The 21158-nt window shown below is 74.4% G+C and carries 21 protein-coding genes; 6 read left to right on the forward strand and 15 right to left on the reverse strand.

The genetic code is table 11. From position 1 onward, the window contains the following. The first annotated feature begins 125 nt into the window (after positions 1-125). On the forward strand, positions 126-1091 hold the full coding sequence (locus RB146_03820; protein ID MDQ7828110.1) for an ornithine cyclodeaminase family protein: 966 nt from the start codon (positions 126-128) through the stop codon (positions 1089-1091). Then, on the forward strand, positions 1088-2647 hold the full coding sequence (locus RB146_03825; GenBank protein ID MDQ7828111.1) for a leucyl aminopeptidase: 1560 nt from the start codon (positions 1088-1090) through the stop codon (positions 2645-2647). The genes RB146_03820 and RB146_03825 overlap by 4 nt, the downstream gene beginning before the upstream one ends. 52 nt (positions 2648-2699) lie before the next feature. On the opposite strand, the gene RB146_03830 is transcribed toward RB146_03825, so the two are convergent. Then, a complete protein-coding gene (locus RB146_03830) occupies positions 2700-3407 on the reverse strand; it encodes an MBL fold metallo-hydrolase (GenBank protein MDQ7828112.1) in 708 nt (235 codons plus the stop codon). A gap of 60 nt (positions 3408-3467) precedes the next feature. Here RB146_03830 and RB146_03835 point away from each other — a divergent pair, with 60 nt between their 5' ends. After that, positions 3468-5195 (forward strand): adenine deaminase C-terminal domain-containing protein, encoded by a 1728-nt coding sequence (locus RB146_03835; protein MDQ7828113.1) that lies wholly within the window; start codon positions 3468-3470, stop codon positions 5193-5195. 194 nt (positions 5196-5389) lie between these two features. On the opposite strand, the gene RB146_03840 is transcribed toward RB146_03835, so the two are convergent. After that, complete coding sequence (locus RB146_03840) at positions 5390-5830, reverse strand: peroxiredoxin (protein MDQ7828114.1); 441 nt, start codon at positions 5828-5830, stop codon at positions 5390-5392. Between the two features lie 147 nt (positions 5831-5977). Here RB146_03840 and RB146_03845 point away from each other — a divergent pair, with 147 nt between their 5' ends. Further along, positions 5978-6430 carry a VOC family protein gene (locus RB146_03845; protein MDQ7828115.1) on the forward strand — a complete coding sequence of 151 codons (453 nt, stop codon included), beginning with the start codon at positions 5978-5980 and terminating at the stop codon, positions 6428-6430. 74 nt (positions 6431-6504) lie between these two features. Here RB146_03845 and RB146_03850 read toward each other — a convergent pair whose 3' ends face one another. The 9 genes from RB146_03850 to RB146_03890 all read right to left on the reverse strand — a co-directional run bounded on the left by RB146_03850 (position 6505) and on the right by RB146_03890 (position 15582). Then, the gene (locus RB146_03850; protein MDQ7828116.1) at positions 6505-7476 is read right to left on the reverse strand and encodes a TGS domain-containing protein; all 972 of its coding nucleotides are present in this window, start codon (positions 7474-7476) and stop codon (positions 6505-6507) included. Between the two features lie 331 nt (positions 7477-7807). Beyond that, positions 7808-8323, reverse strand: coding sequence for a DoxX family protein (locus tag RB146_03855; protein MDQ7828117.1), 516 nt, complete (start codon positions 8321-8323; stop codon positions 7808-7810). Positions 8324-8487: 164 nt separating this feature from the next. Then, a complete protein-coding gene (locus RB146_03860; GenBank protein MDQ7828118.1) occupies positions 8488-8919 on the reverse strand; it encodes an Hsp20/alpha crystallin family protein in 432 nt (143 codons plus the stop codon). Between the two features lie 163 nt (positions 8920-9082). Further along, positions 9083-10405, reverse strand: coding sequence for a hypothetical protein (locus RB146_03865; protein MDQ7828119.1), 1323 nt, complete (start codon positions 10403-10405; stop codon positions 9083-9085). 25 nt (positions 10406-10430) lie between these two features. Further along, positions 10431-11561 carry a mandelate racemase/muconate lactonizing enzyme family protein gene (locus RB146_03870; protein ID MDQ7828120.1) on the reverse strand — a complete coding sequence of 377 codons (1131 nt, stop codon included), beginning with the start codon at positions 11559-11561 and terminating at the stop codon, positions 10431-10433. Continuing rightward, entirely contained in the window at positions 11558-12316 is a 759-nt protein-coding gene (gene cofE, locus RB146_03875; protein MDQ7828121.1) for a coenzyme F420-0:L-glutamate ligase, read from the reverse strand. The genes RB146_03870 and cofE overlap by 4 nt, the downstream gene beginning before the upstream one ends. A gap of 13 nt (positions 12317-12329) precedes the next feature. Continuing rightward, the gene (locus RB146_03880; protein ID MDQ7828122.1) at positions 12330-13013 is read right to left on the reverse strand and encodes a prephenate dehydrogenase/arogenate dehydrogenase family protein; all 684 of its coding nucleotides are present in this window, start codon (positions 13011-13013) and stop codon (positions 12330-12332) included. Continuing rightward, complete coding sequence (locus RB146_03885) at positions 13010-14272, reverse strand: pitrilysin family protein (GenBank protein MDQ7828123.1); 1263 nt, start codon at positions 14270-14272, stop codon at positions 13010-13012. The genes RB146_03880 and RB146_03885 overlap by 4 nt, the downstream gene beginning before the upstream one ends. Beyond that, on the reverse strand, positions 14269-15582 hold the full coding sequence (locus tag RB146_03890) for a pitrilysin family protein (protein ID MDQ7828124.1): 1314 nt from the start codon (positions 15580-15582) through the stop codon (positions 14269-14271). Before RB146_03890 ends, RB146_03885 begins: the two co-directional genes overlap by 4 nt. A gap of 99 nt (positions 15583-15681) precedes the next feature. Here RB146_03890 and RB146_03895 point away from each other — a divergent pair, with 99 nt between their 5' ends. Then, positions 15682-16509, forward strand: coding sequence for a crosslink repair DNA glycosylase YcaQ family protein (locus RB146_03895; GenBank protein MDQ7828125.1), 828 nt, complete (start codon positions 15682-15684; stop codon positions 16507-16509). Positions 16510-16529: 20 nt separating this feature from the next. On the opposite strand, the gene RB146_03900 is transcribed toward RB146_03895, so the two are convergent. After that, complete coding sequence (locus RB146_03900; protein MDQ7828126.1) at positions 16530-17285, reverse strand: SDR family oxidoreductase; 756 nt, start codon at positions 17283-17285, stop codon at positions 16530-16532. 71 nt (positions 17286-17356) lie between these two features. On the opposite strand from RB146_03900, the gene RB146_03905 reads away from it, so the two are divergent. Further along, positions 17357-18493, forward strand: a complete 1137-nt coding sequence (locus RB146_03905) for a DNA polymerase IV (GenBank protein MDQ7828127.1) — start codon at positions 17357-17359, stop codon at positions 18491-18493. Here RB146_03905 and RB146_03910 read toward each other — a convergent pair. The 3 genes from RB146_03910 to RB146_03920 all read right to left on the reverse strand — a co-directional run bounded on the left by RB146_03910 (position 18439) and on the right by RB146_03920 (position 21056). After that, positions 18439-18921, reverse strand: a complete 483-nt coding sequence (locus tag RB146_03910) for a peroxiredoxin (protein ID MDQ7828128.1) — start codon at positions 18919-18921, stop codon at positions 18439-18441. The two genes, RB146_03905 and RB146_03910, sit on opposite strands and share 55 nt — an antisense overlap. 116 nt (positions 18922-19037) lie before the next feature. Then, positions 19038-20147 (reverse strand): hypothetical protein, encoded by a 1110-nt coding sequence (locus RB146_03915; protein ID MDQ7828129.1) that lies wholly within the window; start codon positions 20145-20147, stop codon positions 19038-19040. A gap of 21 nt (positions 20148-20168) precedes the next feature. Further along, positions 20169-21056 (reverse strand): MBL fold metallo-hydrolase, encoded by an 888-nt coding sequence (locus tag RB146_03920; protein ID MDQ7828130.1) that lies wholly within the window; start codon positions 21054-21056, stop codon positions 20169-20171. Positions 21057-21158: the final 102 nt, after the last annotated feature.

Here is a 21158-nt window from a genome sequence, read left to right on the forward strand (position 1 = left end):
CCGCGCTGCCATCCGTGCCATCCCGGCGCACCGTCGACCACCTCTGCGCCAGGCCCGCCACTTGGGCCTCGTACCCGTTTGCCTGGCGCGCACCGCAGTGGCCCACGAGAGCGCAGGGCGATGGTATGCTGGAGGCCGTGGCGCTCTACCTCCGCGAGGCCGACGTCGCCTCGCTCGTCACCCTGGACGACGTCATCGACACCGTGGAACGCGCCTTCGCCGAGGCGGCCGCCGGGCGGGCCGTCAACCGTCCGCGCCAGCGCGTCCAGGTCGAAGGCGGGGTGCTGCACGTCATGGCGGCGGGCCTGCCGGACTGGGGGGTGCTGGGCCTGAAGTCCTATGCCACCACCCGCGGGGGGCGCCGCTTCATCGGCCTGCTCTACGACCTCTACGACGGCCGGCTGCTAGCGATGATGGAGGCCGACACCCTGGGCCAGCTGCGCACCGGTGCCGCCAGCGCCGTCGCCACCAAGTACCTGGCCCGCCCCGGGGCGGGCACCCTCGGCCTCATCGGCACCGGGTGGCAGGCCCGCTCCCAGGCGGCGGCGATCGCCCGCGTGCGCCCCATCGCCCTGGTCAAGGCGTACAGCCGCACGCCGGAGCGGCGCGAGGCCTTCGCCGAGGAGATGACCGCCGAGCTGGGGGCCCAGGTGGTGGCCGTCGACTCCCCGGAGGAGGCTGTGCGCGACGCGGACATCGTCACCACCATCACCTCGGCCCGCGACCCGGTGGTGCAGGGGGCGTGGCTGCGCCCGGGCGTGCACGTGAACGCCGCCGGCGCCAACGCCCTGCCGCGCCGCGAGATCGACACCGGCGTGGTGACGCGCGCCGCCCGCATCGTCGTGGATTCCCTTGAGCAGGCCCGGCTGGAGGCGGCCGAGCTGACGGTACCGGTCGAAGACGGGCTGCTCACCTGGGAGCGGGTGGCCGAGCTGGCCGAGGTGGTGGGGGGGCAGGTCCCGGGGCGCCGGGACCCCGAGGAGATCACGCTCTTCAAGTCGCTGGGCATCGCGCTCGAGGACGTGGCCACCATGCACCTGGTCTACCGGCGCGCCCGCGAGCGCGGCGTGGGGGAGGAGATCGGCCGGTGATCGACCTGCAGGTGCTCACGACCGACCCCCGACGCCACGCCTGCGAGGCGCTGGTGGTGGGCGTCTTCGCCGGTGTGCGGGAGCTGGGGGGTGCGGCCGCGCACCTGGACCGCGCGCTGGGCGGCGAGCTGCGGCGCACGCTCGACGAGGAGGCGTTCTCCGCCCGTCCCGGCGAGACGGCGGTGATCCACACCCAGGGCCGCATCGCCCCCCGGCGCCTGATCGTGGCCGGGCTGGGGCCGGGGCCCGAGCTGGAGGGGGAGCGGGTGCGGACGGCTGCGGCCGCGGCCGTCCGCCGGGCCCAGGACCTCCACCTGCAGCACCTGGCCTTCGCGCCCCTGCCGGCGCCGGCCGACCGTCTGGCCGCTCTCACCCAGGCGCGGGTGGAGGGGATCCTGCTCGGCGCCTACCGCTTCACCCGCTACCTGAACGCACCGCCTCGGCCGGTGCGGCGTGCGGACATCCTGGCCGCCGACCGGGAGGATCGCGAGGCGGTGGAGCAAGGGGTGGCCTGGGGGCGCCTCTTCGCCGAGGCGACGGTCTTCGCCCGCGACCTGGTGAACGAGCCGCCCAGCGACCTCACCCCGGCGCGCTTCGCCGACCTGGCTGCCAGCCGCGCCCGCGAGCGCGGACTGGGCGTCGAAGTACTGGGACCCGACGCGATGGCGCGCCTGGGGATGGGAGGAATCCTCGGGGTGGCCCGGGGGAGCCGCGAGGAGCCCCGCCTGGTCGTCCTGACCTACGCTCCGCAGGGCGCGGGACGCACGGTGGCCCTCGTGGGCAAGGGCCTGACCTTCGACAGCGGCGGGCTCGACCTCAAGACGGCCGAGCAGATGCAGACGATGAAGTCCGACATGGCGGGGGCTGCCGCCGTGCTGGCCACGATGACCGCGCTCCCCGCGCTCGCCCCGCGGGTGCGGGTGCTGGGCCTGCTCGGGCTGGCCGAGAACATGCCGGGCCCGGGGGCGATGAAGCCGGGCGACATCCTGCGGATCATGAACGGCAGGACGGTGGAGATCACCAACACCGACGCGGAGGGGCGGCTGGTCCTGGCCGACGCCCTGGCCTACGCCGCGGAGCGGGCGGACGTGCTCATCGACGTCGCCACCCTCACCGGCGGAGCCCACGTCGCCCTGGGCCCGTTCGCCGCTGCGCTGCTCGGCACTGATGCCGGGCTGATGGAGGCGCTGCGCGCGGCCGGCGACGCCGCCGGGGAGCGGCTCTGGCCGCTGCCGCTGTACGAGGAGTACACCGAGGCGATGCGCGGCCGTGTTGCCGACCTGCGCAACTCGGCGGGACGCTACGGTTCGGCGGAGAAGGCGGCGGCGTTCCTGCGCGAGTTCACCGCTGGCCGCCCCTGGGCCCACCTGGACATCGCCCCGGTGGCCTTCCTGGAGAGCGAGGAAGGGACGGGTCCGTACCGCCCGCGCGATTGCGCCACCGGCTTCGGGGTGCGCACCTTCCTTCACTACTTGGCGCGCCTGGAGACCGGACCGCAGCGGCCGGGACGCGCGGCACCGCGCCCGCGCATCAGGAAGCCGCTGCGGGCCGCGTAAAGCGCGCCGGGCCGCCTGGGGGGCGCGCCCGACCGCCTGGGCGCGCGGAGTCCTATCCCTGGTGGGCCAGGACCCAGACCGCCCGCTGCGGCGGCAGGTCGGCCGGGCGGATCGTCGCCGTGTGGCCGCGGTGGGCGACATTGGGCTTCCCGCTGAGGAAGGGGTCCACCGGGCCGATGGGCCACCCCGCCGTGGCCGGCGTCTTGTAGTGCATGGGGATGACCAGGCGCGGGGCCAGCAGCTCCACGACCTGCGAGGCCTCCTCCGGGCCGATGGTGTAGTGGCCGCCGACCGGGACCATCAGGACGTCTGGGCGACCGATGGCCCCGGCCTGGTCGGCATCGAGGGTGTGCCCCAGGTCGCCGAGGTGGACGACGCGCATTCCCTCGACCTCGTAGATGAAGACCGCGTTGCGGCCGCGCTCCGCGCCGCGGCTGGCGTCGTGGTAGGTCGGGACCGTGGTGATGCGCACCTCCCCCACCGCCGTGTTCACCCGGGCCCAGTCGCCGCCGGGAGCGAGGCCGCGGATCACCGTGGGCGACCCCTTGGCCATGGCCACGTGGTTGTGGTCGAAGTGCTCGTGGGAGACGGTGACGGCCGTGGGCGCGACGTCGGGGATGGGGTAGCCGCACTCCGTGTTGAACGGGTCGATGAGGATGGAGGTCCCGTCCGCCGCGGACAGGAGGAAGCAGGCATGGCCGTAGTAGGTCAATTCCACCCGGATCACCTCCTGCGCCGCCGCCCCGGGCCGTGCCGCCACCGGACCGGCCCGGGCGTGCGCGTGCTGTCGCTGTGGACACTCCTATGGTAGGGCGGTAGCGTGCGCCGCACCACCCGCACCGCGGAGGACCTGCGGGCGCTCGCCGCCGTGGCGCGGGGCGAGGCGCCGGCCGACCTCTACCTGGCCGGCGGCCGCGTCCTCAACGTCTACTCGGGCGAGGTGCTGGAGGCCAACGTCGCCGTGGCGCGCGGGCGCGTGGCCTACGTGGGTCGGCGGCGCACGATGGTGGGCGAGCAGACCACCGTCCTCGACGTGACCGGCCGCCTCCTCGTCCCCGGCTACTTCGACCCGCACTGCCACCCGGGCGCCATGTACACGCCGGTGACGCTGGCGGAAGCGGTGCTGCCGCGCGGCACCGTGGCGGCCGTGGCCGACACCCTCTTCCCCCTGGTCTACGCCGACCCGGCCCGCCTGGAGCAGGTGCTGCAGGACCTGAGCCGCCTGCCCTTCCACTACTACTGGTTCCTGCGCCTGCACGCCCAGGCTCCGCTGCCGCAGGAGGCGGAGCGCTTCGCTCCGGACCGCCTCGATCGCCTGCTCCACCTGGAACCGGTGCGCACCGCCGGGGAGGTGACGCGGTGGCCCCTCCTCCATGCGGGCGATCCGCGCCTCACCGAGCTCGTGGCGGCCGTGCTGGCCGCGGGCCGCCGCGTCGAAGGCCACGCCCCCGGCGTGGGGTGGGAACGGCTGCAGGCCCTCGTCGCCGCAGGGGTGAGCAGCGACCACGAGGCCATTACCGCCGAACAGGCGCTGGACCGGCTGCGCGCCGGCCTGTACGTCATGCTGCGCCACTCCTCCCTGCGCGGGGACCTGCCCGCGCTGGCGGGGGTGGCGTCCGTCGCGCGCGCCTTCTCCGGCCGGCTGATGCTGACGCCGGACGGGCCGGACGCCACCTTCATCGCCGACCACGGCTACATGGACGCCGTGATCCGCCAGGCGCTGCTCGCCGGCGTCGACCCGGTGGCCGCCTACCAGATGGCCACCCTCAACCCGGCCACGTACTACGGCCTCGACGAGGAGCTGGGCGGGATCGCCCCCGGCCGTCTGGCCGACCTGAACGTGCTGGTGGACCTGCGCGACCCCACTCCCGAGCGGGTGATCGCCGGCGGGCGGCTGGTGGCCGAGGAGGGCCGCCTCACCGCCCCGATCGAGGCCCCGGAGTGGGTCAGCGCCTTCCCCCGCCGCTACGCCCCCACCTGGCGCCCCGACCCGTCACTCTTCGCCCCGCCGCGCGGCGCGGCCATCGCCCTCCACCTGCAGAACGCGGTGATCACCCGGCGGCGGGACCTCACCCTGTCGGACGGACCGCCACCAGGCGTGCAGGTGCTGACCCTCCTCGCCCCGGACGGGCGGTGGGTGGCGCGCGCCCTCCTCAGCGGCTTCGCTGACCGCCTGGGGGGCCTGGCCTGCACCTACACGGTGGGCGGGGGGATGGCGGTCGCCGGCGACGATCCGCACGACATGGCGGCCGCCGCCCGGCGGACGCTGGAGCTGGGGGGCGGGGTGGTGGCGGTGGAGGACGGGCAGGTGCGGTTCGAGCTCCCCCTGCCCATCGGCGGGTTGATGTCCCCCGAGCCCCTCCACCGGCTGGCCGCCCGGGTGCGAGAGCTGGGCGCCTTCCTGCGGGCCCGCGGCTACCGCCACGAGGACCCGACCTACACCCTCTTCTTCCTCTCCTTCGACTCCCTGCCCGACCTGCGCCTCACCGCTCTGGGGATCTGGGACGCCCGCGCCGGCAGGGTCCTGGTTCCCCGCGAGGAGCGCTGACCGCCGCCGCAAGCCGCCTCCTCTTCATCATCGTCCTCCTCCACCTGCAGACCGTCCCGCCCTGGGACGCGGGCGAGCTCGTGCGCCGGCTGGACGCTCTCCTCCGTGCCCATCCGGAGGAGGATGCGCTGACGGACTCCTGTGCTGTTCCTTCCGTGATGTGCTCCGCGCTTTCAGGAGACTCACCGTGAGGGTCAGCCGGCCTTTGTGCGGAGGTAGGCGAGGACGCGGTCGGCGTCGCGGAGGGGGTTGACGCGCCTCCAGATCTGCTCCACGCGCGCCTCGCGGTTGACGAGGACCGTATCGCGGCTGAGGATTCCGAGGAATCGCCGGACGCCGTACGCGCGCGCCAGCGCTCCCTGCGGATCGGGCACCATCGTGAGGCCCGTGCGCTCCGCGAAGCCGCACTGGGCCTCCGCGCGGTCCGGACTCACGCCCACCACCGTCGCGCCAAGCCGCCGGAACTGGTCCGCGAGCGCCGCGTACCTGCGGGCCTGCAGGGAGCAACCCGGCGAGCCGGCCTTGGGGTAGAAGAACAGCACGAGCCATCCCGTCTGAGCGCGCTCCCTCAGGTCCAGCTCGTGGCCGACGGAGTCCCGCACCTGGGGCAGTGGAGCCGGATCGCCCTCGCGCACACCCCGATTATAGGCGGAGTCGCCGACGGCCCCCGGGGTCGCGCAGCGCGGCCTGAGGCATGCGCATCCGCCGCCGCAGCGGCGAGGGAGCGCATCCCGGCGGTACAATACAGGTGATCCGCGACGCAGCGAAGGAGGCGGGAGACCATGCCGAAGTTCGTGCACGTCGAGATCCCGGCCGTGGACCTGCGCCGGGCGAAGGCCTTCTACGGCAAGCTCTTCGGCTGGTCGTTCCGGGATTTCGACCGTGACTACACGCTGATCCTGGACGGCGGCGAGACGATCGGCGGCATCTACCGCGTCCGGCGGGCCATCCCCCGGCCGGACCGCCGGCGGCCGCAGACGCGGGCCTACGTGGCGGTGGAGGACATCGACACGACGCTCAAGGCGATCCGCCGCGCCCGCGGCACCATCGTCGAGGAGAAGCAGGAGGTCCCGGGGATGGGATGGTGGGCCGGTTTCGCCGATCCCCAGGGCGCCGTGCTCTACCTCTGGCAGCGCATGCCGCAGCGCGACGAGGCCGGTCGCCCGGCCACGGCGATGAACCTGGAGGAGGAGGGGCGCGAGGTCTCGCGGGAGGCGCAGCTGGTCAAGGGCTGAGTCCTGCGCCGGGTCCACGAAGCCCCGCGCCGCCGCATAGCGACCGCGCGGCACTCACCGGTGCCTCTCGGCGCTCACCGGTGTACTTCGAGAATGTCGCCGTCCTCGAGGAGGTGGTCGCGACCGACCATCTGGCCGGCGTACTCGTCCCGGCCCCACAGCCGCGCGTAGCGCAGCTGCGCGGCAAAGTCCTTGTGGATCGCCTCGGCGGCGTCCAGCACCGTGGCCCCCCGCCGCAGGATGAACGGGGCGCTCAAGTCGGCCTTGCGGCCCGGCGGCTTGCTGTAGACCCGGATCACCCCCAGGCTCTCGAAGAGGGCGCGGCGCAGGGCCTCGAGCCCCTCCCCTGTGACGGGGGAGACTGCCACCACCGGCAGGCGCCCCCCCACGAACTCCCGCAGGAGGTCGAGGCGGACCGCCGCCCCGGGGGCGTCGACGTGGGTGGCGACGGTCACGGCGGACTTCCCCTCGTCCGTCGCCTGCGGCGCGCGCAGGGGGATGCGGGCCTCCTCCAGCAGCCGGAGCGCCGTCTCGGCCTGCCCCAGCACGTCCTCGTCCCCGAGGCTCAGGGTGAGCGCGACCGCGTCCGCCGTGCGGATGATGGCGTACAGCCACCCCTCGCTGAACTCCCGGGTGAGCGGCGGCAGGTCGACGAGCTGGATCTGCACGTTCTCGAAGGGGACCATGCCCGGCAGCGGCATGCGCGTGGTGAAGGGGTACGGCGCCACCTCGGGCTCGGCGCGGCTGAGGGCGCGCAGGAGGGCCGACTTCCCGCTGTTCGGCGGGCCGACGAGCACCACCTGACCGGCCCCCTCGCGTTCGACGTGGTAGAAGGGCTTCTGGCGGGCGGTGCCCCCCTTGCGCTGCATCTCCCGGCGGACCTGCGCGATGCGGCGCTTGATGTCCGCCTGCATCTTGTCCGTCCCCTTGTGCTTGGGGATGGTGGCGAGCATCTCCTGGAGGGCGGCCAGGCGGTCCTGCGGCGTCGTCGCCGCCTTCCACTTCTTCTCCGCCGCCAGGTACTCGGGGGTCAGGTTTGCCGGCATCGTGCCATCCCGCTCAGCACCGAGCGATCACGCCGCCCGTAGCCGCCGGCCGACGGCAGCCCACGCGCGGCCGCTGTTCCCATCTTCGTCGGCCGCACGCTTCCCGGGAAGAGCCCCGCCGTGACGGACACCCGCCCGGCAAGGCGCGCTCCTGCTGAAGGGATGCCAGCCCGTTGGAGGGATGCGGGCCCCGCGCGGGCGGGCACGCGGCAGGAGCCGCGTGGAGGCGCAGGGGGGAAGCGTCCGAGCCCGCGCGGGGACCGGCGAGATCGGGGCGCGCCTCGACCCCGGGCGCCGCCGGGGCCCCCGGCGGCGCATCGTCACCGGCCGATCAGCCGGTCTGCTGCGAGCCGTGGGCCGGCACGGGCGCGACGACTGTCGAGCCCACGACCACCACCAGCGCCAGGGCCAGCCCGGCGACCAGAATCGGGACGACCGGCAGCGTCCGGCCCAGGACCGAGTCCACCGCGTAGGCGCCGGGACCGGTGAGCGCCACGCCCGTCACCACCGTCAGGTTGGCCAGGGCGTACTCCCAGCCGCCGTTCGCCACCCACGGCCCGCGGCCCCAGTGCGCCCGGGCGATGGCCATGAGCATGACGGCGCCGATCAGTACCGAGCCCACCGGGTTGAGGAGCCCGAGGGCGAAGAGCGCCCCGCCGAGCGTCTCACAGAGCCCGGCCACGAGCGCCCAGAGGCGCCCGGGGCGCAGCCCCAGCGACTCCATGTAGCCTGCCGTCCCGGCGAGCCCGTACCCGCCGACCCAGCGGGTGAGCTTTTGCAGCCCGTGTCCCATGAACAGTCCCCCGATCACGACACGGATCATGACGAGACCGAGGTCAGCCGGCATCGCCTCCCACCTCCTTCGCTGTCCTCAGTTGTCGTCCGGACAACGCCCCCCTGGGGAGGGGCAGCGGCGCGACGGGGGTAGCGCCCGGGGCGGGTGCACTCCCCGCCGCACCGCTCCACAGACCGGGCGCGCCCTGACGCGCGCCGGCCCACCCGTCGCGTCCGTCAGGCGCGCACCAGCTCCACCGGGACCTTCTTGGGCAGCGCCGCCTGGACCACCGGGATGGTGATCTCCAGGATGCCGCCCACCCACCGGGCCTTCACCTGCTCGGCGTCGAGCCCCTCGGGCAGCTCCAGGGTCCGCTCGAAGCGCCCGTAGGCGATCTCCCCGAAGATGCGGTCGTCGGCCGGCACCTCCGGCCCGCGCCGCTCACCGGCGATGGTGAGCGTCGAGCCGGTCAGCCGGACGTCCACGCTCGTCGGGTCGACGCCCGCCAGCTCCGCCCGGACCACCAGGTGCCCGTCCCTGTAGAAGGCCTCGCAGTTCGGAGCGAACGCCACCGCCTCCGACCGCTCGCCGAAGACCCGCTGGACCAGGTTCATCAGGTCCCGCTGGAGCCGAAACAGCTCCTCGAACGGCGTGCGCCGGACCAGCATCGTCGTTCACCTCCTTTCCTGCGTTGGGTGACCGGCCGGGACGCCCGGGGGCAGGAGCCACCCAGGGCCCCGGAGCCTCCACCCATTCTTAAAAGGGGAACGGGGTCGATATTGTCAAGGGGATTGGCTTAACAGTGCTCGCGGGCGGGCGCGGGGAAAGGGCTCAGGCCAGCCCGAACTCCTGGAGGAGGTGGCGCTCCACGTCCGCCGCCGCCTCCAGCATGAAGGCCTCGATCTCCTCCGGGGTGCGCGGGGCCGGCCGGTCAGCTGGCGGCGTCCACACCCGCGTGGCGTAGAACTCGAGGAAGGGCGAGATCGTCGGGAAGGGGTAGATGACGTAGACCTTCTTGCCGGTCGTGTGGGCGTGGATGACCTCGGAGAGGACCCCGAACGACATCTGGCTCGTCGGGTAGAAGACGACGTTCACGTCGCTCTGGTCGATCAGGCGCAGGTCGCGCACCACCGTGGCCCGCCCCAGCAGCAGCCGGGTGCGCTCGTCCAGCCCCTGCGCCCAGGCCCGCGCCTCCTCCAGCGATCCGGCCCAGGCGCGGATCTCCTCCCGCTGCTCCGGGGAGAACTGGGCGTCGAACTCCTCCGTGCCGATGCGGGCGAAGGCGGCGGCCTCCTCGTCCTTCACCGAGAGCGGGTCGAAGACCACGAAGTGCTCGCGCAGCCGGCGGGCAAACGCCCGCGCGGCCTCGATGAGGTGCCACAGCCCCTCGCGTCTCAGGTTGGTGATGGGGTAGCCCAGGTAGATGCGGGGCCTTTTAAAGCAGATGAGGTCGATGAGGGTGCGGGTGGGCTCGTCGTGGGCGATCAGGTAGTGCGGCACCCGCTCGTAGGCGGCCAGCATGCGGGTGAGGAAGACCTCCTGCTCCTGCCACATGATCAGCTCGCTGGTGGGGAGCTGGCCGCGCCACTGCGCCGTCTCGTGCAGGCGGCGGTGGATCTGGTAGACGCTGTCCACCACGGTGATGTAGAAGATGCCCTCCGGGCGCACCGGCGGGGCCAGCCGCAGCTCCGGGAGCATCTCCTGGACGGCGGTGGGGGCGGGCTGGGCCGACCGCCGGCGGGTCTCGTCGACGATGAGCTTCAGGTAGTGGGTGTCGAGGCCCGGGATGAGGTGCCCCTTCCACCAGAAGCAGGCGTGGGTGACCAGGATAGTGGCCACCTCCGGGGCCCACAGCTCCGGGTCGTTCACCACCTCGGTGAGGACCACGGCGCGCAGCTGCTGCAGGGCCTCCGGGGCCATGTCCAGGATCGTCTCGGTGCTGATGTCCAGCCCCATGTCCCGCGCCCGCCGCAGCATCAGGTCGCCCACGTCCACCAATCGCAGCCGCTTGATGGGCGAGGTCCAACGCCCCTCCAGCTGGGCGGACGCGATCAGGCGCTCGGCGTCCGCCACCACCCGCACCAGGTAGCCCGGGGCGCCGCCGGACTCGCGCACCTTGCCGCTGCCGCTGATGCCGGTGGCGATGACGATCATCAGTCCGCCCCGCCCGGGCCGGGCCTCAGCCCCCGGCCACGCGGAAGGCCCGCACCCGCTCCCAGTCCACCTCCAGCCCGAGCCCCGGGCCGGTGGGGAGCTCCAGCATCCCCTCCCGCGGCTCCGGGAAGGGGGTGGTGAAGATGTCGCGCAGGGGGTTGGGGATGAACATGGCCTCGTAGCTCAGCAGGTTCGGCACCGCCGCGGCCAGGTGGAGCGAGGCCAGGTGGGCCACGCCGGCGGAGAAGCCAGTGTGCGGGGCGTACGCCAGGTTGTAGGCGTGGACGAGGGCGCCCAGCCGCAGGGCCGCGGTAAAGCCGCCCACGCGGGCGATGTCGGGCTGGACCACGTCGATGGCCCGCCGCTCGATCAGGTCGCGGAAGCCGAAGAGCCCGAACTCCGACTCGCCGCCGGCCACCGGGATGGACTGGCGGCGGCGCACCAGCGCGTACCCCGAGACGTCGTCCGGCGGCACCGGCTCCTCGATCCAGGTGATGTCCAGCGGCTCCACCTCCCGGCACAGGCGGATCGCCGTGGCGGCGTCGTAGGCGCCGTTGGCGTCGAGCATGAGGGCCACCTCCGGGCCCACCGCCTCGCGGATCGCCCGCACCGTGGCCACGTCCGCGCGCAGGCCGCCCTGCGCCTCGCTGCGTCCCACCTGCACCTTCACCGCCCGGTGCCCCTGCCGCACCAGTGCCGCCGCCTCGGCCACCATGTGGTCGGTGGCGGCGAAGTAGACCTTGGAGGCGTAGACCGGCACCCGTTCCCGTCCCACCCCCCGCAGGAAGCGGAAGAGCGGCTCCCCGGCGGCGCGGGCCAGCAGGTTCCACAGGGCGATGTCCACGCCGCTCATGGCCTCGACCACGAAGCCGCGCGAGTGGCCCCACCGGCGCAGCTGCCCGAACATCGCCTCCCACAGGCCGCCCACGTCGCGCGGGTCCCGGCCCAGCAGCACCGGGGCGAGGAGGTCCTCGACGACGGTGGCGGTGACGCGCGGGGCGCGGCGGGCGATGCACTCCCCCACCCCGTGCTGCCCGTCGTCAGTCCACACCTCCACCAGGGTGGCCACGAACGTCTGGAACGGGCCCATGGCGAAGAGGATGGGCCGCTCCAGCCGGCCTGCCAGGGCGTGGGTGACGATGCGCTCGATCTTCACCGGTACAGGTCCTCCTCCACCGGCCGCACCAGCTGGCGCGCGCGGCCGTCGCCCGGGGGGAGGCGGGCGCCGCGCACCAGGACCACCGGCGTCCCCTCGTCGCTCTGCCCCTGCAGCAGCCCCGCCGCCGCGGCCAGCTCGTCGGCGACGGCCTCCACGCTGGTGCGCAGGACGTAGCCGTAGCGGTCGCGCCGTCCCACGTAGCTGAGGAGCGGCGCGAATCCGGCCAGGCCGATGGCCACGCCCACCGCCCCCTCCCGGTGGGGGCGGCCGTGGCTGTCGCTCACCACCACGCCCACGTCCACCCCGAAGCGCGCCCGCATCGCCTCGCGCAGGCCCGCCGCCGAGCGGTCGGGGTCGAGGGGCAGCAGGCTGACCACGTCCTCGCTGCCGGCCACGTTGGAGTGGTCCACCCCGGCATTGGCGCAGATGAACCCCAGCCGGTGCTCGGCGATGATCAACCCCGGGCGGCGCCGGTTGATGGCGCGCGACTCCCGCAGGACCACCTCCACCAGGCGCGGGTCCTTGCCGGTCTCCGCCGCCAGCGCCAGGGCCTCCCGCCCGGGGGTGACCTCGCGTAGGTCGGCGATGCGCCCCTCCGCCTTCGAGACCACCTTCTGGGCCACCACCAGCACGTCGCCGTCGGCGGGGACGATCCCGCAGGCGGCCAGCGCGTCGGCGATGAGGGCGGCCAGGTCCATCCCCGGCCGCACCTCCGGGAAGGGCTCCAGGGCCCACAGCGTCAGGATGCGCATCGGCTCGGCGGCCTCACGAGGTCGGCGGGGCGGCCGGCGGGGTGGAGCGCGGCGCCAGGTTAGTCAGGCGCACCCCGACGGCACGCCGGCGGCGCACGGCCAGGGCCGTCACCAGCGCCCCGAACCCCTCGAGCGCGCGCGCCGCCGCCAGCGGCCCGCAATCCACCGGCCGGCCGCCGAAGGCCTCGACCAGCCCGGCCACCGCGGCCCGCGCCCCGTCGTCGTCCCCGCACAGGAGGACGTCCTGGTCGAGCGGCCGCTCCGGGCGCCCCAGCGTCGAGGCGGCCACGGTGTGGAAGCCGGCCACCACGCGGGCGGTGGGCGCGGCCGCCTGCGTCTCCTCGGCGAAGGCGCGCGCCGCGGGCGGCGCGAGGCCCCCCGGGACTTCCGGCGCAAACGGCACCGTCACGTCCAGCACCAGCCGGCCGTCGAGCAGCGGAGCGACCTCGCGCAGGACGGCGGCGTGGGCCTCCCAGGGGACGGCTACGACCACCAGGTCGGCCGCACGCACCGCCTCGACGTTGCCCGCCCCGCGCACCGCCGGACGCTCCAGCGCCGCGGCCGCCGCAGCGCCCCGGGCCGGATCGCGGGAGCCGATCACCACCGACCAGCCGGCTGCGACCGCCCGGAGGGCGAACCCCCGGCCGAATGGTCCGGTGCCTCCGACGAGCCCGACCGTGCGTCCCGAAAGGGTCATCGCTCCGGCCCGGCCACGGCCAGCGCGTAGCGGTCGAGCGGGAACGCCTCCGCTGCGGCGCGGATCTCCTCGGCGGTGAGCCCCCGGACGATACCGGGGAAGCGCTCCAGGTAGTCGAGCCCCAGCGCGTAGTACTCGATCTCCCCCAGCGCGGCCGCCACCCCGCCGTGGGTCTCCAGCCGCACCGCCAGCGACCCGGTCAGGTAGTCGCGCGCGTCGGCCAGCTCGTCGGGCGCCGGTCCCTCCTGTTGGAAGCGCGCCACCTCCTCCAGGATCGCGCCGATGGCCCGCTCCACATTGGCCGGGTTCACCCCGGCGCGCACCCACCAGGGCCCCGGCAGCCGGCCGGCGCGCAGCTCCATGGAGGCGTGGTAGGCCAGGCCCATCCGCTCCCGCACCCGCTCGCCCACCCGTCCCATCATGCCGAGCTGCCCCAGCAGCACGGTGGCCATCATCGCCGGGTAGTAGGCGGGGTCGGTGCGGGCGGGGCCCACCCCGCCGAGCACGATGTCCGACTGGCTCTTGCCGGGCAGGGGCACCTCGCGGCGCCGCACGCCCTCGGGCACGCTCACCGGTGGGATGACCGGTTCGACCGCCTCCCCGGCCGCCTGCCACCCCTCGAAGGCACGCGCCGCCTCTTCCTGGGCCCGGGACCAGGGCAGGTCGCCGACCAGCGCCAGGATGGTGCGGTCGGGGCGGTAGTGGCGCGCGTGGAAGGCGGCCAGGTCGGGGACGCCGAGCGCCTGCAGCACTGCCTCCTCCCCGTCGGGCGGGGCGGCGTGGGGGTGGTCCGGCGGGAAGGCCAGCTGGCGGAAGGCCCGCTCGGCGGCGTGCCACGTGTCCAGGGCGCGGACGCGCACCTCGGTGAGCAGCTCGCCGCGCACCTTCTCTACCTCGGCCGCAGGGAAGGCCGGCCGGGTGACGACCTCGGCCAGCAGGCCGAGGAAGGCCGTTGCGTCCTCCGCCAGCGCCCGCCCCACGACGGCCACCACCTCCAGCGCTGCGGTAACGGTCAGCGTCGCCCCCATGCCGTCGAGCTCTTCGGCCAGCTGCTGCCCGCTGCGCCGCCGCGTCCCCCGCTCCAGCGTCCGGGCCACGAACCGGGCCGTACCGGCGTGGCGCCCGTCGAACATGGCGCCCGCCTGCACGAGGAGGTGGACGGCCACCATCCCGCTGCCCGGGCGCTCGACGGCCAGCAGCCGCAGCCCTCCGGGGAGGACCGCGCGGCGGATGCGCTCGGCGGCCAGGACGACGCTCATGCGTCCACCCGTGCGGCCATGCGCCGCCCGGCCGCCGCGCCCTCCTCCGGGACGTACCACCCCACCGTCCGCCGACGCGGGTCGAAGACCCGCGCGGCCACCCGCTGCACGTCGGCGGGGGTCACCCGCTCGACCCGGGCCATCACGTCGAAGAGGGCCTCGGGGTAGAGGAGGAGGGCGTAGGCGCCGAGGGCCCCGGCGAAGGCGTGCACGCCGTCGCGCACGTAGCTGAACTGCGCCCGGGCCTGCCGCCGCACGCGCGCCAGCTCCTCGGGCGGCACCTCCGTCGTCACCAGCCGGTCCAGCTCCTCCAGGATGGCCGCCTCCACCGCGGCCACCGGGACGCCGGTGTGCACGGTGGCCACGATGCGCAGCAGGCCCGGGTCGAGGGAGGCGGTGACCGAGGAGACCACTTCCGTGGCCAGCCCGCGGTCGACCAGGGCCCGGTAGAGCCGGGAGGAGCGCGCGGGCGCCACCGCCCCGCGCACGGCGTCGAAGCCGCCGAGTACCCCGTCGAGCACGAGCAGCGCGGGCAGGTCGGGATCGCGCGCCGCCGGCGCGTGGTAGGCTACCTGGACGTAGCTCGTGGCGCTGCCGGGCCGCTGCACCACCACCCGTCGCTCCCCCTCCTGGGGCGGTTCCTCCACGGTCACCGGCGGGGGCGGCGGGCCCGGGTCGAGGGGGTCGAAGGCGCGGCGCACCTGCTCGAGCACCGCCTCGGCGTCGAACGCCCCCACCGCCACGGCCAGGGCGTTCCCGGGGTGGTAGTAGGTGCGGTAGTGCGCGTAGAGGTCGTCGCGGGTGAGCCGGCGCAGGTCGCCCTTCCAGCCGATGACGGGGAGACGGTAGGGGTGCACCTTGAAGGCCAGCGCGTCCACCTCCTCCTGTAGGTAGAAGAGCGGGAAGTTCTCCGCGCCCTCCCGCTCCGAGAGGATGACGGTGCGCTCGCGCTCCACCTCCTCCGGGTCGAAGCGGGTGTTCCGCATGCGGTCGGCTTCCATCGCGATGGCCACGGGGAGGTGCTGGGCGGGAAGGACCTCGTGGTAGGCGGTGTAGTCCTTCCAGGTGAAGGCGTTCCACCGCCCGCCCAGCCGGTCGATCGCCCGCGTGAGGACGGGGTAGGGCCGCGTGGGCGTGCCCTTGAAGAGCATGTGCTCCACCCAGTGGGAGATGCCGGTGCGCCCGGGCTGCTCGTTGCGGCTCCCCACGGCGTACCAGAGCCAGAAGGTGGCCACGGGCGCGGCGTGGCTCTCCACCACCAGCACCCGCAGGCCGTTGTCCAGCGTGGTGGTCTGGACCCGTTCCGACACGACGAGCTCCGACATGGCGATGGCAGTGATTCGCCCTCGGTGCGCTCCATACCCCCCGGCGTGCGGGGCGACCTCTCGCAGCGTACCATGGAGGCGGCTGTGGTCGAGCCGCGTCTGCGCCCCGTCCAGGTGGCCCGGTACCGGTCCGCGCTGCGCCGTCGCTTCCGCCTGCGCAGCGCGGCGGCGTGCGCCCGCTTCGTCGACGCGCTGGGGTTCTGCTACGCCTTCACCGCCGGCCCGGGGGCGGTCCCCGGAGTCTTCGACGTCATCGGCACGCGCAGCGTCGACCGTATGTGGTCGTGGGCGTGGCGGTGGAAGGACGAGCTGGCCACGCGCCGGCGCGTCTTCTACGGCCGCGTCCTGCGGCGCAAGCCCACCTTCGTCTCCCGCGCGCTGCTGCCGGCCTTCTACGCCCTCTCCGGGAACGTCGGGGAGGGCGACGACCACTTGGCCGCCTACGAGGCCGGCCGCCTCTCGCGGCTGGCGCGCGACCTCTACGAGGAGATCGCCCGGCAGGGGCCGCTGACCACGTGGGACCTGCGCCACCGCTTCGTCCCGCGCGGCGACCGCGGGCACTCCTTCCACCGCGCGCTGGCCGACCTGCAGGAGCGCTTCCTCATCGCCAAGGTGGCGGAGGTGGCGGGGCGCGGGGCCTACGCCTTCATCTGGGACACCTTCACCCGCTGGATGCCCGACGTGGTGGCGGCGGCCGCCCGCCTCACCGACGCGGAGGCGGCGGCCGCCATCCTGCGCGCCTACCTGCGCCTGGCCGGGGCGGCGCCGCCGGCGGAGGTGGCCGACCTCTTCCGCTGGCCCCCCTCGCTGCTGCCGGCGGCGGCGGCCGCGGCCGGGACGGTCACGGTACGGCTGGACCGGACCGACGCTTGGTCCCTGCCCGAGCTCATCCCCCGTCTCGTCCGGGCGTGAGCGCGCCCGTCGGCTCCTGCTCAGCGTGCCGTCAGGCCGCCGTCCACCATCAGGGTCACGCCGGTGATCCACCCCGCCTCGTCGGACGCCAGGAAGAGGACGGCGTAGGCCACGTCCTCGGGCGTCCCCACCCGGCGCAGCGGGTAGGCCTGGGTGAGGCGTTCCCAGTCCTCCGCCGTATAGCGCTCCCACAGGTCACGGTTGAGGGCGGTCGGCACGAAGGCCGGGCAGACCGCGTTCACCCGCACCCGCTCGGGCCCGTAGGCCACCGCCATGGTGCGCGTGAGGGCGACGATACCCGCCTTGGCGGCGTTGTAGGCTACCGTCAGCCCGCTCCCCGCCCGGAAGGCCAGGTAGGACGCCACGTTCACAACCGCACCGCCGCGGGCGCGCAGGTGTGGGAGGGCGTGGCGGGAGACCAGGTAGCACCCCGTCAGGTTCGTCCGGAGCACTCCCTCCCACCGCTCCAGGTCCAGCGCGTGCAGCGGGGTGCGGTCGATGACGCCGGCGTTGTTCACCAGGACGTCGAGCCCGCCCAGGCGGTCGACCGTCCCGGCCACGAGGGCCTCCACGGATGGCTCGCTGCCGACGTCGGCGGGCAGGAAGTGCACCTCCCCGAATGCGGCGAGCCGGTCCCGCACCGCCTGCCCCCGCATCGGATCCCGAGCGGCGACGACCACCCGGGCACCGGCATGCAGCAACGTGCGGGCCACGGCCTCGCCGATCCCCGAGGTCCCGCCGGTCACCAGGGCACGCCGTCCGTCCAGCCGGAACACTCCACCCTCCCCCCGGCCCGCGCAGGTCCGACGCCACGACGCCCATCCGCCTGGGGCGCTATGCTCAGAACGTGGGTCGGCTGATCCTCCACGTCGACATGGACGCGTTCTTTGCGGCCATCGAGCAGCTGCGCCGCCCGGAGCTCCGCGGCCGGCCGGTGGTCGTCGGCGGGGACGGCGACCCGCGCAAGCGCGGCGTGGTCTCCACCGCCTCCTACGAGGCGCGCCGGTACGGCATCCGCTCGGCCATGCCCCTGCGCCACGCCCTGCGCGCCTGTCCCCATGCCGTCTTCCTGCCGGTGGACTTCGAGACGTACCGCACCTACTCCGCCCGGCTGATGGCCCTCCTGCGCGAGTACACGCCGCTCGTCGAGCCGGTCAGCCTGGACGAGGCCTTCCTGGACTGCTCCCACCGGACCGAGGACCCCCTGGCGCTGGCCCGGGAGATCCAGGCGCGGATCCGCGCGGAGCTGGGCCTCACCGCCTCCATCGGGATCGGCCCCAACAAGCTGGTGGCCAAGATCGCCGCCAACCTGCAAAAACCCGGAGGCCTGACGATGATCTCTGCAGAGGAGGTCGAGGAGCGCCTGCGCCCGCTGCCCGTGCAGGTGCTCTGGGGGGTGGGGCCCAAGACTGCAGCCTATCTGAAGCAGACCCACAACATCGAGACCGTCGGCGACCTGCGGGCGGTCCCGCTGGCCGTGCTCCAGGAGACGCTCGGCCCGCGCCACGGCGAGGACCTCTACCACATCTGCCGGGGGGAGGACGACTCGCCGGTGGTGACGGCGTGGGAGCCCAAGTCGTACAGCCGGGAGACGACGTTCCAGGTGGACGTCCGGCGGCGGGAGACGCTCGTGCGCACCGTCCAGGCCCTAGGGCGCGAGGTCTGGGCGGAGTGCGTTCGGGAGGACGGCTACCGCGTCCGCACGGTGACCGTCAAGGTGCGGTACCACACCTTCCGCACCCAGACCCGCGCGCTCACCCTGCCGCAGGCCACGGACGCCCTCGACCTGCTCCTGCGCACCGCCGTGGACCTGCTGCACCGCCACACCCTGGACCGGCCGGTGCGCCTGGTGGGGGTGCGGTTCTCCGGCCTGGAGCGTCCCCCGACCGAGGGAGCGGCGGCGTCAAGCCAGACGGACCTCGTCGGCGCTCAGCCTGCCTTCCTGGACACGAGCCGCCGGACCGCCTCGCGCACCTCGTCGTAGGGAGGTTCCGTCCCCGGGACCTCGGCCACCCAGCGGTAGGCAACCGCTCCGTCGTCGTCGAGGACGACGACCGCGCGCCGCGCCACCCCGGGCAGGAGGCCACGCGCGAAGGTCGGGTCTTCCAGGCCGAAGGCCCGCACCGCCTCCAGGTTGTAGTCGCTCAGGAGCGGAAAGGTCAGGGAGAGGTGCTCGGCGAAGGCGCGGAGGCTCCAGGGGAGGTCCACGCTGATCCCCACCACACGCGCCCCCAGCCCGGCAAAGGCCTGGAGGTCGTCCCGAAACGCACACATTTCCCGGGTGCACGTGCTGCTGAAGGCCGCCGGGAAGAAGGCCAGGACGAGCGGCTGCCCGAGAAGGGCCGAGAGCCTGACCGGCTGGCGCTCGTAGTCAACCAGGTGGACATCGGGTACCCGCTCACCCTCGCGCATCACGTTACCCTCCCCTGCCCTCCCCGCCGTTCTTCGGCACTCTGGGATAGCGGCGGGGACGTCTCGGCGATCTCCTCGACCTACATGCGCCGCCCCAGGCTCTCTTCCGGTCCGCCTTACCCCATCGGAGCCCGGGCCACCGTCGCCCGGGCCAGCACTCTCCCCACCGCCGCGCTGCCGAGCGACAGGAGGGCGAGCACGGGCAGGGCCACGACCAGAGCCGCCGGGTCCATGGGCGCCTGCCCGACGATGCGGGGACCGACCAGGCCTTCGACCGCGACGACGGCCCCAAACGTCGTGGCGACCACCGGCCATGCCCCGGCTCGACCGCGCCCCCGGAGGGCGAGCGCGGCCACGTCGGCGGCGAGGGCCGGGACGAGCACCAGCAGCGGCACCGTCGCGAAGACCCGGGCGAGGTAGGCAGGCGCCAGCCAGGGCATCGCCGGCGTGGCGGGCAGCCCGGTCGGCAGGACGAGCGCGTAGCCCAGCGCGGTGAAGGCGCCGCTGAGGGGACGGAGGAGGATCTGCGCGAGCGGGGCCAGGCTCCACCCTGCCGGCAGGTGCAGGGCCGTGGGGACCAGGACCACCGTGCAGGGGGCCAGGGCCGCCACCAGGGTCGGGAGGAGCCAGGGGCCGAGGAGCCCCGGCTGCAGGTAGCTGTAGCGCACCCCGGGGGCCAGCGCGAGCAGCACCGGCTGCAGCAGGAAGGCCAGCGCCACGACCAGGACGCCCCGGGCTCGCTCCTCGGCCGCCAGCGTGGCCGCCCCGAGCACGATGGTCCACCCGGCGGCGATGAGCGAGAGGTGCGGCGGGCTCCACAGCGTCACGTCGAGGCCGAAGAGGCGGTGCCACACCTCATCAAAGGGGGCCGAAGCGAGGAACCAGGCCGCGCCCAGTGCGGAGAGCCACAGGCCCCGGGGCGCGGTGGAGCGCAGCGACCTCTCCCGGGCCAGCGCGACACCGTGCGCCTGCCAGAGCCCGACGGCCACCGACGCCACCACCAGGAGGGCACCCCCGTAGATGACCAGGTGCGGGGGAATCCAGAAGCTCTCGCGGCCGACCCGGACGTGCCAGCTGATGTCCCAGTTCGTGCCGGCCCCGATGAGGAAGGCCCCGGCCAGCACGAGGACGGCGGTGCGGAGGTAGGAAGCACGGTCGGCCGCTGCAGCCGCGAGCGAGGTCAGCGGCCGCGCCACCGTGCCTGTCGTCCCTCCCGGCGTGGTCATCGCTTCACACCCTGACAGCACTCAGGCCGGCGATGCGGACGCCCGGGCGGCCAGGCGGCGCACCCAGGCGATCGCGGTGGGCAGCACCAGGGCCAGCGCGTGGTCGGGAAAGGCCCGGCGCAGGGCAGTCACGATCGCGGCCTCCTCCTCGCCCCTGGCGAACGCGTCCCGCACCACCGCCTCCACCGTGTCGTGGTAGTGCGCCTGCAGGGTCAACAGCTCCGGGCCGCCGGGCGGGCCGTGCCCGGGGACGAAGACCTCGGCGCCGCGGGCGCGGAGCGCCTCCAGTCCCCGCCGCACGCCGTCGGGGGAGGCATCCTCGTAGTTGAAGTGGTACCGGTGGAAGACCAGGTCGCCGGTGAGAGCCACCCCCTGACCGGGGAGGTGGAGGAAGGCATCGCCCGGGGTGTGCCCCCACCCGGGGTGCCAGACCTCCACCTCCAGGCCATCGAGGTGCAGGGTCACCCCCGTGGAGAAGGTGACCGTCGGACGGACGGGCTCGGCGTCGTCGAAGAGCCCGGCGAGCGCCGGGACGGCGCGCCGCGCGGCGATGAGCCCGGGGTGCTCGGCGGCGATGCGCTCGGCGCAGGCCGCGTGGGCCAGCACGGGGATGCCGCGGGCGGCGAACCACGACGCCCCCAGGGCGTGGTCGGTGTGGTGGTGGGTGAGGACGACGAGGCGCACCGGGGCGGCGGTGTGGCGACGCAAGGCCGCGTCCACCAGCCGGGCGTGGGCCGGAGCGACCAGCGGGTCTACCAGCACCACGCCATCGTCGCCGAGCAGGGCGACGGCATTCGTCCCGTAACTGGTGGCAAGCTCTTCACCGCCGAGGGTCCAGACCAGGACGCGCTCGTGCGGGCGAGACTCCTGGAGGCGGCCGCCGGGCGAGACGTTGAACGGTGCCGTCACGTCCCCTCTATCTTAGCGCCCGCACCCCTCCTCAGGTCGGCGGAGGCCCGGGCCACGGTGCTGCGGCGGATCCGCCACCTCTGGCGCCCGGCGGAGGCGTGG

It is taken from the genome of Armatimonadota bacterium (assembly GCA_031081585.1).
In the GTDB taxonomy this organism is placed as follows: domain Bacteria; phylum Sysuimicrobiota; class Sysuimicrobiia; order Sysuimicrobiales; family Humicultoraceae; genus Geohabitans; species Geohabitans tengchongensis.